Genomic DNA, 16,473 nt, shown 5'->3' on the forward strand with positions numbered 1-16,473 from the left:
TTTGTAATGATTTACTTGTAAAGAAAATATAGCATTTTTTGATATAAAACTCTCCTAAAATATTGTCTCAGGGCAAAAAGGCTTTAAATCATGTTGAACTATTTAATTCCAAGTTATAGATTTTGCGATTAAGTTGAAGAAAAGGGCAAATCTTTTAAGCCTATCTCTGAAGCGATCTACTATGATTTAAAATTGTTTGAAAAGCTCGATCACATTCTCATCACAAGAGAGCATTTTAAGCGGACCTTAAGTTCCTGAGTTGTTGCCAGCAGCTCTTAAATCGGAATTATCAGTAACTCTATCTGCTTCTCAAGAAGCTGAACATACGTTTGAACTTCTTGAAGAAGTGGGTGTAAAAACACCCTCCCTACTTACAAGTAAATTTTTTTAATTTTAAAGTATTTTCCAACCTAGCAAAATTCTTACGTAGAGGAAAGAGGAAGAATTACTTTTTCAATAACTATTTCTTCCGCGTTAAACATATATAAGCTCTCTTATTCAGCTTTATTTTAGCTGAAGGAAGATTTTTTAATTTAAACTTCTTTTTCAATGCAGGCAAGCTTTTGGCTTGTCAATTGCTTTACAACTGGATCAGAAGAATGAAATGCTGCCTGGCTATACCAATAGCGAGCTAAATTTTCATCTTTTTCTATTCCTTCTCCATTTTCATAGCAGTAAGCCAACATCAATTCCGCTTTTGCATGGTTTGCTAGATTTATAGCTCGTCTGTAATATTCTAAAGCGTATTTCATATCTACTTCTACGCCGTTTCCCTGATAGTAACAATTTCCTAGCTGAAATAAACATTCTGCCCTAGCACTTTCTTCTAAAAGAGAATCATTAGCAAATAAGTAATTCCAATAAAGAGGAGATTCTAAATCTTTTTTGGTAAATAAAGGCTGAAGCTCTTGTTTATTGGGATTGAGGGAGTAATAATAAATATCCTTAATTTTTGCTTGTGTGGATGGGCTATATATTCCGTCAACTTCTTGAAGGAAGCGGGTAAATTGGCATCCATCATAAAATGTAGTCTGATTGGCTTCATCTACCACTGCTGCTAAAATGTAATCTAAATCTTTTTTAGCATTTTCATCCGCAAGTTCTACAAAACGTTTATTTCTGCACCACTCAATTTTTTCAAGGAGACTAGAGAGTTCAAAACTAATCTCGGGGTTTTTTACTTCTTGCCCCTTAACTAAGGAGGGACTATAATTGCTACTTATATTTGAATCATTTATAAACATAATCAACCTCATTATTTATTTTATTTAATATAATATTTTATTTGGAGAGTTTATGTCTAGCCCGATACCACCTCCAGGTCCTAGCTCTAATACTTCCTATCTTTCAGAAAAAACACAAGAAAAGAAAAGAAAAAGAGAAGCTCCAGCCCCTTCGAGCGAAGAATCAAGCCATGCTTCCCTTTTTCCACATGCTTCTCATACAGAGAAAATACAAGCTGTAAGGTTGGAAGAAATCAATCGTGCAAAGAAAATCAGACACACGCTTTCCCAAGAGTTGCAAAATCAGCAAAATGAAGAATCTGCTGCCGTCTCTTCTACTTTACCCTCACATCCTCCTCAGCCTACTTACTTACAACCTCCTCCTCCTCCACAGCAGCCTCACTATTACTCTCAAGGAATATTACCCCTCCCTTCCCATTTACCCTCAGCTTCTCTTCAAGAACGGAATTTGCCACCCTTGCCATCTTCTTATCCCTTAACACCTCCTCCTCAGCCTACTTACATACAGCCTCCTCCTCCACAACCTCCCTATTATTCTCAAGGTATATTACCCCTCCCATCCTATCCACCAACTCTTTTTCCTCCTTGGCATACACAGATGCATCCTTCGCAACCGTCTAATATTTATCCCCAACCGACGAGCCCAGCAGCACCTTCTCATTTACCAACCGCTTATCAACCCCTATTTCCACCTCCTGTCTCGACCAACTTACCAGCAGGACTATTACCCCTTCCGTCCTTGACTGCGACTTCTCCATTTCAAAGCTTGCCAAGAGGCTTATCCCAACCAACAGCTCGTTCTCCATTTTTGCCCGCTTGCCAGAGCCTAATCCCTCCTCCTATTTCTCAGAATTTCCCACCAGGAATGCTACCTTCTTCCTCAGCAGCAACCCTTCCTATATCGCCAAGCATTTCTAGACCTTTGCCATTCCCAGGATTGCAACTTTCTGCTTCTATAAGTTTAGAAAACATCGAGCTAACCAACATAGAAGAGGACGTTACGGGAAATAAATGGTTTACAGTCTTTCCCTCTTCCTCTATGAGAGACACACAAAGGATAGGTTCAGGAAAGGTTCTGAGCACAGAGGGGGGAGCCAATCTTGTAGAGCAGCTGAAAATCCATACGCAATCCCGTCTCGAAATTTTTACATATTTATGTGAATACTGCCAAACTCCTGATTTTAAGGCTAAAAATGTAAAAATTGCAAAGACCATAACCAAAGCCCTTCACTATTTTTATCCCGCCGATACGCCTTCACCTTTGCCTCAAGGAAAAGTGAAAGCTCATATTTCTATTATTCCGCGATTTAATGTAATGAAAGAAAGATATAAAAATGAATTTGTAGACAAGCAACTTTACCAAAAACTTAATTCAGTGGACATAGTGGATGAAGTGATTAACGAAATAGATGCTGAAGAAGAAGTAGAAGGAAGAACATTGGCTCTCGATTTACTAAGCCAGGTGGCAGAAGGAACACTAACCCCTTTTGAAGCAACCAGCCATTTAAAAGATCATATTTTAAAGATTTTTGAAAGAATAAAAAACGGCCAATTTAAATGGGAAGGCTGGACTAAAGAAGCAAATATTGCTAAACGGCGTGATAGAGGCGATGGGTGGGACCCAATAAGGCAACGAGCTACAGCCACTCAGATTGTTAAAGATTTTTTGGAACTAGGGTACGCTGAATCCATCTGAAGCTGGGTGAAAGCACAATTAAAGAACTGGCATTGCTATCATTAACTATACTTTCAAAAAATCCAGGCGTTTGCTTTTCTATGTTATACACTTTTGAGCAGCTCTTTATGCAAGCCTATACTTAATAAAACTGTGTTTTTAAGGAGAGAGCCAGCTTAAAGGGTTAATTCCCTTTTTAGCTATACAAATAAAGTTTCTTCAAGAGGTATTATAAGCTTGATTAACACTCTCAGGAGAGTCTAATTGAGATGTTTGCTTTGAGGGTGCTCGTATCAAGCCCAAGCTTATTTGCATTCCTATCAAGACAGAGTAATAATTTGTAGGAAAGAAATATAGCAATCTTCATAAGGTCTCTATTTAAAATCTTCCGTTAGCAAGAAAAGTGCCCTAAAGCAGGTTAGACTATTTTAACATCTTTTATATTCCTTTAAAAATAGCTGGCAGTTTTGCTTGCTTAATTTGTTAGAAAGCATCCCCTTCAATTTTTTTTATCGTTCAAATGCTATAAGGAAACTTAAGCTAATTGAGTGCGAAGAAGAGAAACCATTTTTTCGGCAGCAGCTTCCTCATCCCACACCATGGGTACTTCTGCGAATTTAAGAAATTGATGATCTACTTTATAATGGGAGCGTGCAATGATTTTAATATAGGGGTTAATATGATAGGCCACCTGAATAATCGATTGAGTTATATGCAAATCGGGCGTAGTGACTACCATTAGCTGAAGGTTAGTAAGGTCAGCTTTTTCCATAATCTGAAACTGGGTGGCATCGCCAAATATGGCTTCAATCCCCTTTTCTTTCATGGCAGCTACAGTATCGATATTCCTATCTATCACGAGAGGATGGAAGTTGCTCTCTTTAAGATAATGTGTAACCGCCCGGCCGACAGGACCATAACCGATGACTAAAGCTCGGGGCAGAAAAGATTGTTGGAGATCCGCATTTTTATATAACGCTTCTAAGGATTGATCAGCCTCCTTATTTTCAGGAAAAAGTTTTTTTGTTCTTTTGGAAGCTAAAGGTTTAAATAGCTGAAATAAAAGAGGATTTAACATAATGCTTATAAAGGCGCAGGCTACTAAAATATCATAGGCGTTGTCTGATAATATCTTCAGCTGGTTTCCTTCTTCAGCTAAGATAAAGGAATATTCACCTATTTGGCTGATGGCCACCGCTACTGAAATCGCTATACTTTGCGGATACTTGGCTAGCTTAATGATTAAAAATGCCATCATAGGTCTTAAAGCCAGGATGATAAAAAGCAAGCCGAAAAAAAGAGGTAAATTGTTTTTAACTACCGTAGGATTAAAGAGCATGCCTACGGATAGAAAGAAAATAACAGCAAAAGCATCGCGCATAGGTAAAGCATTAGCGGCAGCTTGATGGCTAACCTCTGTTTTTCCTACGACAGTTCCGGCAATAAAAGCGCCCAATGCTAAAGACACTCCAAATAGATAAGCACTACCAATAGCAATGAAAAAGACACACGACAAAATTGCTAAAGTAAACAATTCATGCGAGCGGGTCCGAGCGACGACAGTTAAAACTTCTTTAACCAGCTTCTCTCCAACATAATAAATAATGACCCCTAAGGCCATAATTTTTAAAATTAGAGTTCCTAGTGAATACATAAATTCTACACCAGAATTTTCGCCACCTAAACTAGATTGCATCAACGTAGGCAACAAAATAAGCCCTAATACGGAAATGATATCTTCTACAATCGTCCATCCTAATACCGTGTGACCCTGGGGAGTCTGAAGTAAATTTTGATCCGCAAGGCCCCGTACAATAACTACTGTACTTGAGACGCAAATCGCCAAGCCAATCACAAATCCAGCTTGCATTGTTTGGCCCAGATTAACGCTTAAAAATATGCCCGCTCCAATAGAGAGGAGGGAAAGAATCAGGGCCCCGGGCAATACAATTTTCTTTACAGCTGCCAAATCATTCCACTTAAAATTAAGGCCTACGGCAAACATTAGTAAAGTCACCCCAATGTTAGCTAATTGTTCTGATAAACGCGGATCGGCAACGAAACCGGGAAAATTAGGTCCAATCAAATATCCAGCAATTACGTACCCTAGAATAGGCGATAATTTCATGCGATGAGCCGAATATCCCAAAAGACAAGCTAGTCCAAAGCCTATAGCTAAAATCCAGATAATCTTTAACTCCTCTAGCATATCTTCCCCAATTTTTTAAGATTAAAATTTTTAAGAGCCAAATGAGCTCTAAATTTTTCTAGTAGGCAGGCAAAAAGCAATAGATTTATTAATTCGCATACGAAAGAATAAAGGTCAATCATAAAAAAGGATCGCTATAAAGCTTATCCACTCGGTAAAAAGTTTTAAAATAACAATCAGTAAAAAATTTTCATGAGACGAGGGTAAAGCTTCTTTGCCCGGCAGCGTTTTTTTCCTATTTACTGACACTATTGATCAACATTTAGAAGAGGTTCATAATAATCAAACAAAACCTGCTTTAAGCTTATCGATTAAATCTAAACATAGGGAGATTCTACTAAGAGAAAAAAAAGTATTTATTAGCAAAGAAAACACACAAATTGTAGGCATATAATTCTCATTTTATGTAAGATAACGCTTTTAATTAGAGGGTTGTATGTTCAGTATTCAATTCGCTTACCTTGCTATGATTGCTATCGTCACCAGCTGCAATTTTTTAGTTCAATTTCCCATTAATGATTGGCTTACCTGGGGATCTTTTACTTATCCACTATCCTTTTTGGTCACTGAAGTTAATAATTGCTTGCATGGCCCTAGAGTTGCTAAACGCGTCGTCTATGTGGGCTTTATGCTGGCATTTATATTATCTATTTGGCTGTCTACACCTAAGATAGCTTGTGCTTCAGGGCTAGCTTTTTTGATCTCGCAGCTATTAGATATTAGCATCTTCGCTTCTATGCGAAAAAGAACATGGTGGTTTGCCCCTTTATTTGCTTCAATAGGAGCCTCTTTTGTAGATACTTGCATCTTTTGGAGCCTAGCATTTTGGGGAGAACCTGTTCCGCTGATGAATTGGGCTCTTAGTGACTTAAGTATTAAAATACTTTTTGATTTTGTATTATTAATCCCTTTTCGCCTAGCTATCCAGAAAGCCACTAATCCGCTCAGAGAATCTCTTCAAGCTTAAAACAAGCAGCGATTCATGATCGTTGTAATAATGGCGCGGATAGAAAAGACAGGGTAGCTTTCCTTTGGCTTTGCAAAACATATCTGCTTTTGTCTAGGAAAATCAAAACTAGCTTTCCAACACTTTCTTAAGAAATCACCTTGGAAATGCTGGGAAAAGATTATACGCCTTTGAGCAACTCTTTATGTAGTCATATACTTAATAAAAAGCTTGTTTTTACGGAGAGAGTCTGCTTGGAAAAAAGTTAATTTTTTTGGCTATGCAGATCTAATTTCTTTAAAAGATATTATTTATTCTAAAGACTTCAAAAAAACTTAAAGGTATTTTTAAAGATTGCCAAAAATCCCTTCCCCAAAAATTTTTAGAATGCAGATGCTGAGGCAAACCTTAGCTTCTTAAATAAAATAGTTCATAGTAGACAAAGCAAACGTAATGAAAATGGGTGCCTTTCGTGTTCTAATCTCGTATAGCTTATTGATGATATTTGAAATGCTTAATACAATTAAGCTAGGACATAAGATATTAAGCAAGGGGGAAAGCATGCTTGCAATCCCACTAAAGCCTAAATTAGCAATTCCTAATGAGATACCTAATGTAATGCCTAAAGGTAATAAAGGGCCTTTGTCGACAGGCAAAAGGTCATTCTGGATGTAATCGGCGCAGATACTTACCAGCGGAATTGCTGTGGTCAAACAAGCCATGGCTACCGCCAAACATGCCACAAAAGCGCCTTGGGGGCCTAGTAAATGCATCGCAATAGCTGACAAGCGCTCCTCAGGTAAATGGTTAGCAGGCAATACATGAGTATAAAAGGAAGCCACCGAGGTCAGGCCAATATACATTGCAGAAAGTAGGCCTGCCGCTAAAAGGCTTGCTTTAAGCATTTTATTAAAAATCTCATGTCGTTGCTCTCCGCTGCTAGCCTCCTCTTGATCAGTCATAAAATGACTTAAAACTAAAGGGGCAAAAATGAAAGCTGCAATTAAATCTAAAGTATTATAACCCACATGTAAGCCCTGATTAAATGCTTCTATGGATGTCCAGGAAACTAGATGAGCTTCAGGTGGATTAATAAAACCTACAACAAGAATACATCCTAAACAAAGTAATAGAAGAGGAGTCAAAACTAATCCCAAAAAATTAATTACTTTATTTTTTCTTAAAGTAAAGCCCAAAACGAGTAGAGAGGATAAAATGCTAAAGGTAAAAAGAGTGACATTTCCAGGCATATAAGGCTTTAAAGTTGCAAAGGAAAGTGTAATTAAGCGCGGAATAGAGCCAACGGGGCCCAAAATTGCCTGTATGATAAATACTAGGATAAGACCTGGCCATTTACCTGTTTGGCCAAAAAATTGTCGATAGTCACCTCGAAACATCATCATGGCTATCAAGCCTAGTAAAGGTAGACTTACACCTGTTACCAGTAAGCCCAGCATGGCAAAAAAGTTTTTATCACCAGCATTTCCTCCTAAGATTAAGGGCCAAATGAGATCACCAGCACCAAAAAACATGGAAAATAATGCTAACCCTGCTGCCATTACACTAGATGACTTTTTAAGAGACATAATTTTTCTCCATTCAAATAATAAGCAAAGCTATAAATAATACAATTAAACTCTTCAAAAAGGCAATAAGATTTTTTAAAAGGCGCGTGTGCTAAGGGCCTTAGAGATTCTAAAGGATAAGATGAACTAAAAAAGAAAAAATTGATGAGTTAAAGAGGAAAATAGCGAACAACACTCCCTTCCTTGTTTTTTCTTCAAGCATTCCTTTAAGAGCTCCTACAAAGAGTGCTTAAAAAACTTTAGCTAATAAATTATCGGTTCAATATCAAGCCTCAAAAAGGGGCTTAGCAGACCAATTATATAGAAAAAGCTATTATATGTCAATTAACAACCACGACAGCAAAATATAAAGAATAAGCTAGTTATATACGTTAAGAATACTTCATTTGCTTCTTATGATTCTATGCTTTACACTCTTTGTTTAACTGCCTCTGGAACCTATACTTATATGAGAAAGAATGCCGCAATAGGTGTAATTTTTAATTCCAATAAATCTCAAGTGCTATTAGTCAAACGTCAAGATATTCCTCTTTGGGTCCTACCGGGTGGGGGCGTTGAAGATAATGAAAGCTCTTGCCAAGCTGTTATTAGAGAAGTACTAGAAGAAACGGGTCTTACCGTACAAGTTCTAAGGAAAGTAGCCGAATATACTCCCATCAATAAACTCTCACGCTTTACGGAAATTTATGAATGTTCTCCTTTAAAGGGCAACTTACAAAAAGGCGCCGAAACAAGAGAGATTGATTTTTTCCCCCTTCAACAACTTCCTAAGCACTTTTTTTTCTTACATAAGGAATGGCTTCAAGATGCTCTTAAAGATGAACCCCATGTTATCTATCGATCATTAAATCATGTAACCTATATAAATCTGATAAAATATTTTTTTAAGCATCCTACATGGGTTTTACGCTTTTTAATGACTTTGATGAAAAACAAAGAATAAACTGCCTAAAATTTGCTTTCAAGCCTAACCATCCTTTTCACACACCTTTTAGATAATCTTCATCCATACAAAATAAAATTACGAGAAAGAAGCTTAAGCAGCACCTAAAAGAGCAAGTAAGATATGCCCTATTATTCTTATTCCTTATGAAAGAGCCTGGCTCTTTCATAAGGAATAAGAAACTTGGAAAAAGGGCAGAAAAGCAAATTTAATTATTTCTAAAGTTAGAGTTTAGAAGCTTTCTATTCTTTATTTTCAAACCCGCACCCTTTCGCTATATCTGCCCCCACCAAGCTCTTATTCTTAATGAGTATGCTCATGATCATCTGAAGAATGCTCATGCTGCTCATTGGAAGAAGGATTTTCCGCAGAGGGAAGCTTGTCATTCAGCTTTTGCTGATCCTTAAGTTGGAAATCTCTTTCTCGTTTTCTGCGTTTAATGAGATCAATCTGACATTCATAATTAATAACGTGAAACATCTGTTTAAAATTTTCCCACTCGTCAGCAAAGGTTTCTATCATCTTTATATTTACGTTCTGCTTAATAGCGGTAAGCTCAAATAACATTTTATGAGCACTTATTAGACGTTTAGGAGTGTCAGCTTCAGCCGGCTTTATCTTTTGCTGAAGAAAGTATGCCGTAATAAGATTGGCAATTTCATCCGAAGCTGAATCTTTAAGTTTTACCCATCGGATGAAGTTATTGCGTTCAAAGGGAGTAGAAAATTTGCTATTGTTAAGCTCGGTGATCCCTTTATACATAGTCTCGATGTATTGATCGATTTGATTAAAAACCAGCTCATCATGATAGACTCCACAAGGCATTTGGCAGTGTGCCATTAAAGTTCCTGTATGACAGAGTAAGGCTATTATCCCTTGGACCAAAATAGTTTTTTTCATCGATTCTCCTTTTTTTAAGCATTCCTTAAGCGTTGTGGGTTAACCAAAAACTTAAGAAAAATTTATAGGTTTTAGCAAAGTAATAAGCAGGATAGGCTTTTATCTCATCTAAAAATATTTGACAAGAGCTTGCTTGCTTTAATAGTTTAGAAAATGCTAGAAAGGTATGGAATTTGCCTTGTTAACGATAAAAAAATTATAAAGTTTAAAGGCATCTATAAAGCCTAATTTCTCTAATAAACAAAGAGAATAGAGAGGGATAAAAAAAATCTTATCAATAGGCAAAAAAAGCTGAAAAGAAGCTGGCCACCGGGCAGCATTAAAATCTATTTACTTCAACTTAAATAGGATTTATTCACTTAAGATCTTCTTTAAGATTCGCAGCTTTTATTTGGATGCATTTCTTCTTAGAAATGAAAGCTAAGATCTTCCTCCCTAAAAAATAAAGGGTTCATGGAGAAAGTTTAAGTAAATCTATTGGTCACTTAAAAATTAGTTGTAGGAGTCCTGCAGCCATATAGAAAAAGTGCCGAATGGGTGAATTTTAATCTAAGAGAAGCAGGCATAGCTTCAGCCCAATGGATTCTAACAGGCAAAGTAAACTTTCATCTAAACTCTTGCCCTTGGAAAAATCCTATAAAAAGATCATTCTTTGGCTTTTTTCCTATCAAAGAAAAAACATCTGTTAGTGCATCTATCCAGAGATTTTGCATGTCGCCATTGATTGATAAGCTGCTAGATGGTTAACTTTTGTTAAAACGCTGGATAGAAAAACAGCAAAAGAATATAAATTTGATGTATGCAGCTCTTTCTTCTTAAAATTAATCGATACGTAGAACAGTTTTTTTTTCAAGCTTGGTGGGTCATTCTGTTTGGCCTTTTTATCTATATGCTATTGGAACAGGGTATGAAAGTACAGAATAAAGAATATGCTACCCTTCAAGAGCATTATCAAGAGTTAGAAAAACAAAAGAAAGAAGCGTATGCTTTGCAAGAAAAGCTTTTAATTGAAATTAATAGCCAAAGCGATCCGGCGTGGGTCGAGCAAGTTCTTATGAAAGGTCTAGGTCTTGTACCCGAGGGTCAAATTAAAGTCTTTTTTGATAAATCAATGGCAAGCAAGCCATGATAAGTAGTTTAATTTTAATTGCAGTTATCTTATTACTCACACTTGCTTCTGGTTGGTGCTCTGCTTCAGAAGCAGCGCTTTTCTCTCTTTCTTCTACAAGAGTTAAAAGCTTTAAAAACAGTGAGGATTCGCGTGAGCGCTTGATCTCTAGGCTACTTGCACAGCCGCGTGAGTTGCTAATTACCGTTTTTCTGCTTAACACGATCGTCAATATTCTTTTGCAAAACGTCATCTCTCATGCTTTTACAAACGCTGGTGGATGGCTAATGGCCGTAGGCTTGCCTTTTGTACTTTTATTAGTTTTTGGCGAAATTGTACCGAAGTACCTGGGGATACAAAACAATGTTAAGCTTTCTAAGCATACCGCACCTGCTTTAGCTTCTCTACAACGCCTGCTATATCCGATCAAAACATTTATCATTTACATTCTCTCTCCCATTTCGCGTGTATTCTTTTTCTTTTTGAAAAAAGATGCCGATATATCGCGCGAAGAGCTTCATCACGTGCTAAAAAAATCTGAGGAAGCGGGAATTCTTAATCATGAGGAACGAGAATTAATTGGAGGATATTTAAATCTTCAGGATACGAATGTAAGAGAGATCATGCGTCCGCGCCAAGAAATTCTATTTTACAATAGAGAAGATCCTCTAACCAAATTAGTTCATCTTTTCGTGGATAGACAATGTACTCGTCTCCCCGTCTGTGAAAATGGCATTGAAAATGTTTTGGGAATTATTGATGCTAAGCAATATTTTCTCCATCGACAAGCCATCCATACCTCTCAAGATTTAAATAATTTCTTATGGCGCCCCTATTATATTCCAGAAACCACGCCTTCGCGTACCTTATTAAGGCGATTCGAAGAAAGTGGCCAAGAAATAGCTCTGGTAGTAGATGAGTATGGGTCTATTTCGGGCTTAGTTACCTATGAAGATATCGTCGAAGTCGTCGTAGGGAAAATCAAAGATTTACGCGATCAAAAAGTTATCTTTACCCAAGCAGGAAAAGACGAGATTATTGCCAGTGGGAAGATGGAATTGGATGAATTTAATAACTATTTTGAAACGGATTTAAAAAGTGAAAGTATGGTTACCTTAGGGGGATGGCTAACAGAACAGCTGGGAGATATCCCTAAAAGTGGCACTAAATTTGAAAACCACGCCTTTCTCTTTCAAGTTTTATCGGCTGATCCAAATAGGATAAGAAGAATATACGTTCGAAGGCTTAAAAGCAGGTAGCATTAAATGAATCTTTCGGCAGGCTGGTGGCTATTTTTTAATATTTTTTCTATTTTCGTTTTAGCTTTTTTCTCCATGGCAGAAATGGCTTGTGTCTCTTTTAATAAGATAAGACTGCAATATTACTATAGCAAAGGTCATACACGAGCAATTTGGCTCAATGATCTTCTTCATAACCCTTCGCGATTATTTGGAACTACCTTAATTATCGTTAATTTAGCCATGGTGTTTGGATCGGAATGTGCTCGAGTTTTTCATCAAAGCATAGGTCTTGATCCTGATCTTGCCCCTTTATCGCAGGTTATCCTAGTCGTAATTTTTGGCGAGTTAGCTCCTATCTTGGCAGCCAGACGCTATCCTGAGCATATTGCCATGATGGGAGTACCGATTGTTTACTTTACTGCCAAATTGATGGCTCCCATTTTATGGGTGATTAGCGGACTTTCAAAATTAGCCAATTATTTAATTGGAGGACGAGAATCTAATGCCAACTTCTACCTTAGTCAAAAAGAGCTTCAGAAGCTTTTAGAAGAGCAAGATGACATTAAACTCCACAGCTCGGAAAACAAGGAATTTGAAACGATTACTGCCAATATCTTTAAGATGAATAATAAAGAAGCACGTCAGCTCATGATCCCTATTGAGCAAATTCCTACCGTAGGTGCTACTGCTACGATCTTAGATGCTAAACGTTTAATGGCTAAAACAAAAGAGCGTTTCTTAACCGTTCACCTCCGGGAAATGCATCATATTATAGGAATAGCTTTCCCTCGATTATTGATTCGTGCTGCCGATAATAAACGGCTGCGTGACTATTGCCTTCCTCCTTGGTTTATCACCCAAAATACTAACATCATGCAGATCCTCAAGCAATTTAAAAGCAATAATCAGAGCGTAGCCGTGGTCTTAGATGTCAACGGACAAGCCTCCGGCATCCTTAGCCTTGACTGCATTATGCAAGCCATCTTTGGATCTCACCCTCACCCTATCCACAAGCAAGACACTTTAACTAATCAGTTAATCATCGATAGAACCCTGCCTGGTGATATGACGATTGAAGAGTTTTATAAACAATTTGATGTAAAACTAGCTGATGAGAAAAAATTAAAATTATCAGAACTAATCCTTTCTAAGTTAGGGCATATGCCTGAAGAGGGAGAATCGATTTATATCGAGCCCTTCGTTATTACAGTCAACGAAGCGACTTTACTAGAAATCAAAAGCGTGATGATTACCACTCTTCAAATTTGAAAACTAGAAAATACGTAAAAGATTTGCTATCTTGAAAATAAATACATTATTTATCAATTTTCTTTCACCTCTTTAGACTAGCTTCTCAAGTTTTTTGCTCACAAATCTTTCATTTTATCGCCTGCATAACATACTAAAGCTTAATCTACAAACGTAGCTTAAAGGCTAGGGAAGATAGTTCCTCGTTTCTTTACCACAGCAAAGAACTGCACGAAAGATAATCCTTTCTTCATAATGCCGTCTAAAGTGGATTGCCCTCCATATTAAGCCTCCCTACCTTAGGAAGGTGAGAAATAATGGTTAGCTGGTTATAGCTTAAGTCAAGCTCTTGCAGCTGAGAAAGCTGCCCTATCTCTGCAGGAATAGCCATTAGCTGATTATTACTTAAGTCAAGAGTTTTCAGCTGCGATAGCTGCCCTATCTCTGTAGGCAGAGCGGTTAGCTGGTTGTTATCTAGGAAAAGCTTTCTCAGCTGAGAAAGCTGCCCTATCGCTGCAGGAACAGCGGTTAACTGGTTGCTGCTTAACCAAAGCTTTTGCAGCTGAGAAAGTTGCCCTATCTCAGCAGGAATAGCAGTTAGCTGATTAATACTTACGGCAAGTATTTTCAGCTGAGAAAGCTGCCCTATCTCTAAAGGAATAACGGCTAGCTGGTTGGCATGTAAGCCAAGCTCTTGCAGTTGGGATAACTGCCCTATCTCAGCAGGAAGAGCGGTTAGCTGGTTATAGTTTAAATTAAGCACTGCCAACTCAGCAAGCTGCCCTATCTCTGCAGGCAGGGCAATTAATTGGTTGAAGCTTAAGTCAAGCTTTTCGAGCTGAGAAAGTTGCCCTATCTCAGCAGGAAGAGCAGTTAACTGGTTATTGTATAAGGCAAGTCCTTGTAGATGAGAAAGCTGCCCTATCTCGGCAGGAAGAGCTTTTAGCCGATTGCCTCTTAACAAAAGCAGTTCTAGCTGAGAAAGCTGCCCGATAGCCGCAGGAATAACCGTCAGATAGTTACAACTTAAGTTAAGGGCTTGCAGCTGCAATAACTGCCCTATCTCGGCAGGAAGAGCGTTTAGCTGGTTGTTGCTTAAGTCAAGCGTTTGTAGCTGAGATAACTGCCCTATCTCTGCAGGAATAATGGTTAGCTGGTTATCACTTAAGGTAAGCATTTGCAGCTGAGAGAGTTGCCATATCTCTGCAGACAGGGCATTTAAGTGGTTGTTACTTAAGCCAAGCTTTTGCAGTTGAGAAAGCTGCCCGATTTCTGCAGGAATAGCGGTTAACTGATTATTGCTTAAGGCAAGAGTTTGCAGCTGAGAAAGGTGACATACCTCTTCGGGAACAATGGTTAGCTGGTTATCGTTTAAGTTGAGCGTTTGTAACTGAGAAAGCTGCCCGATGGCTGTAGGAATAGCAATTATCTGATTATTGTCTAAGTTAAGAGTTTGTAACTGCGATAGCTGCCCTATCTCTGCAGGGATGACAGTTAACAGGTTGCTACTTAAGCCAAGCGTTTGCAGCCGAGAAAGCTGCCCGATAGCCGCAGGAATAACGGTCAGATGGTTATTGTTTAAGGCAAGTCCTTGCAGCTGAAAAAGCTGCCCCAGGGCTGCAGGAATAGCGGCTAGCTGGTTCCTCCCTAAGCTAAGCCATTGCAGGTGAGAAAGCTGCCCGATTTCAGGAGGAATGATGGTTAGATGGTTACCGTCTAAGCTTAGAGCTATCAGCTGGGAAAGCTGTCCAATTTCTGGAGAAATGATGGTCAGATGGTTATCGCCTAAGACTAGAGCTATCAGCTGGGAAAGCTGCCCAATTTCTGGGGGAATAACAGTTAGCTGGTTGTTACTTAAGTCAAGCGCTTTAAGATGAGAAAGCTGCCAAATCTCGGGTGGTAAATAAGTCAAGCCTATCCCATCTAAGCTCAGGTCGGTGATATTATTACCATGTTTTTTTATCCACTGCTTTAACAGCTCTCCTTTTTTCTTTAAAGGTAAAGCTTTGATCTGAGGTTGGTTTAAGTAGTCTGTTCCCCCGGGTAGCTTCTGCCAGAGTAAAAGACGGTTAATATTGAGTAGATAGGAGGAATAATTAGAAAGGGTAAAGGCTTGGCTCTCCTTAGTATTTCCTTCAAATTTTGCAGGAGAAAGAGAAGCGGCTAAGTTAAAGAGTTTTTGAAAAATGTAGGGTACTTTTTCTTCAATAGAAAGATTAGGCTTAATTTCATAAATCTTATCTAAAATGCCAGCTTGTGCTATGAAATCCCCCTCCCTCTCAGGAAAATAAACCTGCATAATAGCGTTGTAAAGCGAAGCCATGGAAACAGGAGTAGTAGATGAAGAGGCAAGAGCTTGAATTTCTTTAGACGAGATAGTAGATGAAGAAGAAATAGAAGGTTGGAGAGCACCTGGGGCAAGACAGGAGGACTGCTGGTGAATTTGGCGCAGCTTTTCAACGACAAATTGCCTAACCTTTTTATTTTCTCCTAGTAATTTTTCCGTCCATTTATAACTTATCTTTTCTTTCTCATTTAGCTCTTCACCCTCTTGGCTCATCAACTCTTCGACTTGATTCTCTAATATCTTCTTTAAAATAGAGTTTTCTTGAATGGAAGGCTCTTCTAACAGATTGAATAAAAGTTCAGTATAGCCTTCTTTAGAAGACTCTGTAGAAGATAAGCTTTTTTCTTTAACTTTATCTTTACTATGAAAAGAAGTCGGAAGAGGAGAAAGCGGCTGCGAAGATAAAGACGCTTCGGAAGAGCGTTTAAGGCAAAATTCGAGATAGACTTGAGCTTTTTCATACGTAGGAGTTAATTGCAAAGCTTGTAGTAAAGCTTCTATAGCAGTGGCATGCTCTCCTTGTTCAGCCAGTTCTTTACCCCGTAAGAAATGTCCTACAGCTTCTTCGCTAGGTTCATGCTTAAGTTCTTCTAGTGGATGGGCTTCAGCCGTTTCAGCCAAGTGTCTCACCGTGTAATTGGGTGCATGCCTTTCAATAAGCCTTCTATCTAGAGGACAAAGTTTATTGCGCGCCAAGCATTGGATAACGGTATCTTCATTAAAAGTATGGCCACAAGGAAACAAAGTAACTGCCCGAGTCATCAGCTCTCCTGAGACAGCATCTTCTATATTCTCTGAGACTGTAGTGCGGAAAGTTAGCTGGATGCTAGAAGTAGAAGATGAAGGGATCATGATAAGCTCCTTAAAGTTTTAAGATAAGCGATTGCCACAAATGCTGGCCTGACCTGCTTTTTAAGGTCGTGTCTTATCTTTTCGCCATTAACTTATTCTTTTCATCTTTATTGATCAATTTTTATTTTAAGAGAAAAAAAACATTCCTACTTGATAGAAGCTATAGTCGCTGTT

11 protein-coding genes are annotated in these 16,473 nt (G+C 38.2%); 6 read left to right on the top strand and 5 right to left on the bottom strand.

The window, feature by feature from the left end:
* Positions 1–533: 533 nt before the first annotated feature.
* Positions 534–1,244, bottom strand: a complete 711-nt coding sequence (locus NEOC84_RS07840; RefSeq protein ID WP_166157694.1) for a sel1 repeat family protein — start codon at positions 1,242–1,244, stop codon at positions 534–536.
* Positions 1,245–1,296: 52 nt separating this feature from the next.
* Between NEOC84_RS07840 and NEOC84_RS07845 the strand changes: the two genes are divergently transcribed.
* The gene (locus NEOC84_RS07845) at positions 1,297–2,940 is read left to right on the top strand and encodes a hypothetical protein (protein ID WP_166157697.1); all 1,644 of its coding nucleotides are present in this window, start codon (positions 1,297–1,299) and stop codon (positions 2,938–2,940) included.
* 514 nt (positions 2,941–3,454) lie between these two features.
* On the opposite strand, the gene NEOC84_RS07850 is transcribed toward NEOC84_RS07845, so the two are convergent.
* Positions 3,455–5,128 carry a cation:proton antiporter gene (locus NEOC84_RS07850; RefSeq protein WP_166157700.1) on the bottom strand — a complete coding sequence of 558 codons (1,674 nt, stop codon included), beginning with the start codon at positions 5,126–5,128 and terminating at the stop codon, positions 3,455–3,457.
* A 436-nt stretch (positions 5,129–5,564) separates the two neighbouring features.
* On the opposite strand from NEOC84_RS07850, the gene NEOC84_RS07855 reads away from it, so the two are divergent.
* Positions 5,565–6,095, top strand: a complete 531-nt coding sequence (locus NEOC84_RS07855; protein WP_166157702.1) for a VUT family protein — start codon at positions 5,565–5,567, stop codon at positions 6,093–6,095.
* Positions 6,096–6,490: 395 nt separating this feature from the next.
* Here the strand turns inward: NEOC84_RS07855 and NEOC84_RS07860 are convergent, their stop codons facing one another.
* Positions 6,491–7,660 (bottom strand): branched-chain amino acid transport system II carrier protein, encoded by a 1,170-nt coding sequence (locus NEOC84_RS07860; RefSeq protein ID WP_242678234.1) that lies wholly within the window; start codon positions 7,658–7,660, stop codon positions 6,491–6,493.
* Positions 7,661–8,108: 448 nt separating this feature from the next.
* Between NEOC84_RS07860 and NEOC84_RS07865 the strand changes: the two genes are divergently transcribed.
* On the top strand, positions 8,109–8,603 hold the full coding sequence (locus NEOC84_RS07865) for an NUDIX hydrolase (protein ID WP_166157705.1): 495 nt from the start codon (positions 8,109–8,111) through the stop codon (positions 8,601–8,603).
* A 303-nt stretch (positions 8,604–8,906) separates the two neighbouring features.
* On the opposite strand, the gene NEOC84_RS07870 is transcribed toward NEOC84_RS07865, so the two are convergent.
* The gene (locus tag NEOC84_RS07870; RefSeq protein WP_166157707.1) at positions 8,907–9,503 is read right to left on the bottom strand and encodes a superoxide dismutase [Ni]; all 597 of its coding nucleotides are present in this window, start codon (positions 9,501–9,503) and stop codon (positions 8,907–8,909) included.
* Positions 9,504–10,410: 907 nt separating this feature from the next.
* Between NEOC84_RS07870 and NEOC84_RS07875 the strand changes: the two genes are divergently transcribed.
* Genes NEOC84_RS07875 through NEOC84_RS07885 form a run of 3 tightly spaced genes read left to right on the top strand, consistent with a single transcriptional unit; the run spans position 10,411 to position 13,121 of the window.
* The gene (locus NEOC84_RS07875; RefSeq protein WP_242678235.1) at positions 10,411–10,632 is read left to right on the top strand and encodes a hypothetical protein; all 222 of its coding nucleotides are present in this window, start codon (positions 10,411–10,413) and stop codon (positions 10,630–10,632) included.
* Positions 10,629–11,870, top strand: coding sequence for a hemolysin family protein (locus tag NEOC84_RS07880; RefSeq protein ID WP_166157713.1), 1,242 nt, complete (start codon positions 10,629–10,631; stop codon positions 11,868–11,870). Before NEOC84_RS07875 ends, NEOC84_RS07880 begins: the two co-directional genes overlap by 4 nt.
* Before the next feature lie 6 nt (positions 11,871–11,876).
* Positions 11,877–13,121, top strand: a complete 1,245-nt coding sequence (locus tag NEOC84_RS07885) for a hemolysin family protein (RefSeq protein WP_166157716.1) — start codon at positions 11,877–11,879, stop codon at positions 13,119–13,121.
* A 241-nt stretch (positions 13,122–13,362) separates the two neighbouring features.
* Here NEOC84_RS07885 and NEOC84_RS07890 read toward each other — a convergent pair whose 3' ends face one another.
* A complete protein-coding gene (locus tag NEOC84_RS07890) occupies positions 13,363–16,299 on the bottom strand; it encodes a leucine-rich repeat domain-containing protein (RefSeq protein ID WP_166157719.1) in 2,937 nt (978 codons plus the stop codon).
* Positions 16,300–16,473 lie beyond the last annotated feature (174 nt).

Origin of the sequence: Neochlamydia sp. AcF84, assembly GCF_011087585.1 — a bacterium.
In the GTDB taxonomy this organism is placed as follows: Bacteria; Chlamydiota; Chlamydiia; order Chlamydiales; family Parachlamydiaceae; genus Neochlamydia.

Coding starts and splice junctions, on each gene's coding strand:
- NEOC84_RS07840 (WP_166157694.1), bottom strand. CDS start 1,244: ATGTTTATAAATGATTCAAATATAAGTAGCAATTATAGTCCCTCCTTA.
- NEOC84_RS07845 (WP_166157697.1), top strand. CDS start 1,297: ATGTCTAGCCCGATACCACCTCCAGGTCCTAGCTCTAATACTTCCTAT.
- NEOC84_RS07850 (WP_166157700.1), bottom strand. CDS start 5,128: ATGCTAGAGGAGTTAAAGATTATCTGGATTTTAGCTATAGGCTTTGGA.
- NEOC84_RS07855 (WP_166157702.1), top strand. CDS start 5,565: ATGTTCAGTATTCAATTCGCTTACCTTGCTATGATTGCTATCGTCACC.
- NEOC84_RS07860 (WP_242678234.1), bottom strand. CDS start 7,660: ATGTCTCTTAAAAAGTCATCTAGTGTAATGGCAGCAGGGTTAGCATTA.
- NEOC84_RS07865 (WP_166157705.1), top strand. CDS start 8,109: ATGAGAAAGAATGCCGCAATAGGTGTAATTTTTAATTCCAATAAATCT.
- NEOC84_RS07870 (WP_166157707.1), bottom strand. CDS start 9,503: ATGAAAAAAACTATTTTGGTCCAAGGGATAATAGCCTTACTCTGTCAT.
- NEOC84_RS07875 (WP_242678235.1), top strand. CDS start 10,411: ATGAAAGTACAGAATAAAGAATATGCTACCCTTCAAGAGCATTATCAA.
- NEOC84_RS07880 (WP_166157713.1), top strand. CDS start 10,629: ATGATAAGTAGTTTAATTTTAATTGCAGTTATCTTATTACTCACACTT.
- NEOC84_RS07885 (WP_166157716.1), top strand. CDS start 11,877: ATGAATCTTTCGGCAGGCTGGTGGCTATTTTTTAATATTTTTTCTATT.
- NEOC84_RS07890 (WP_166157719.1), bottom strand. CDS start 16,299: ATGATCCCTTCATCTTCTACTTCTAGCATCCAGCTAACTTTCCGCACT.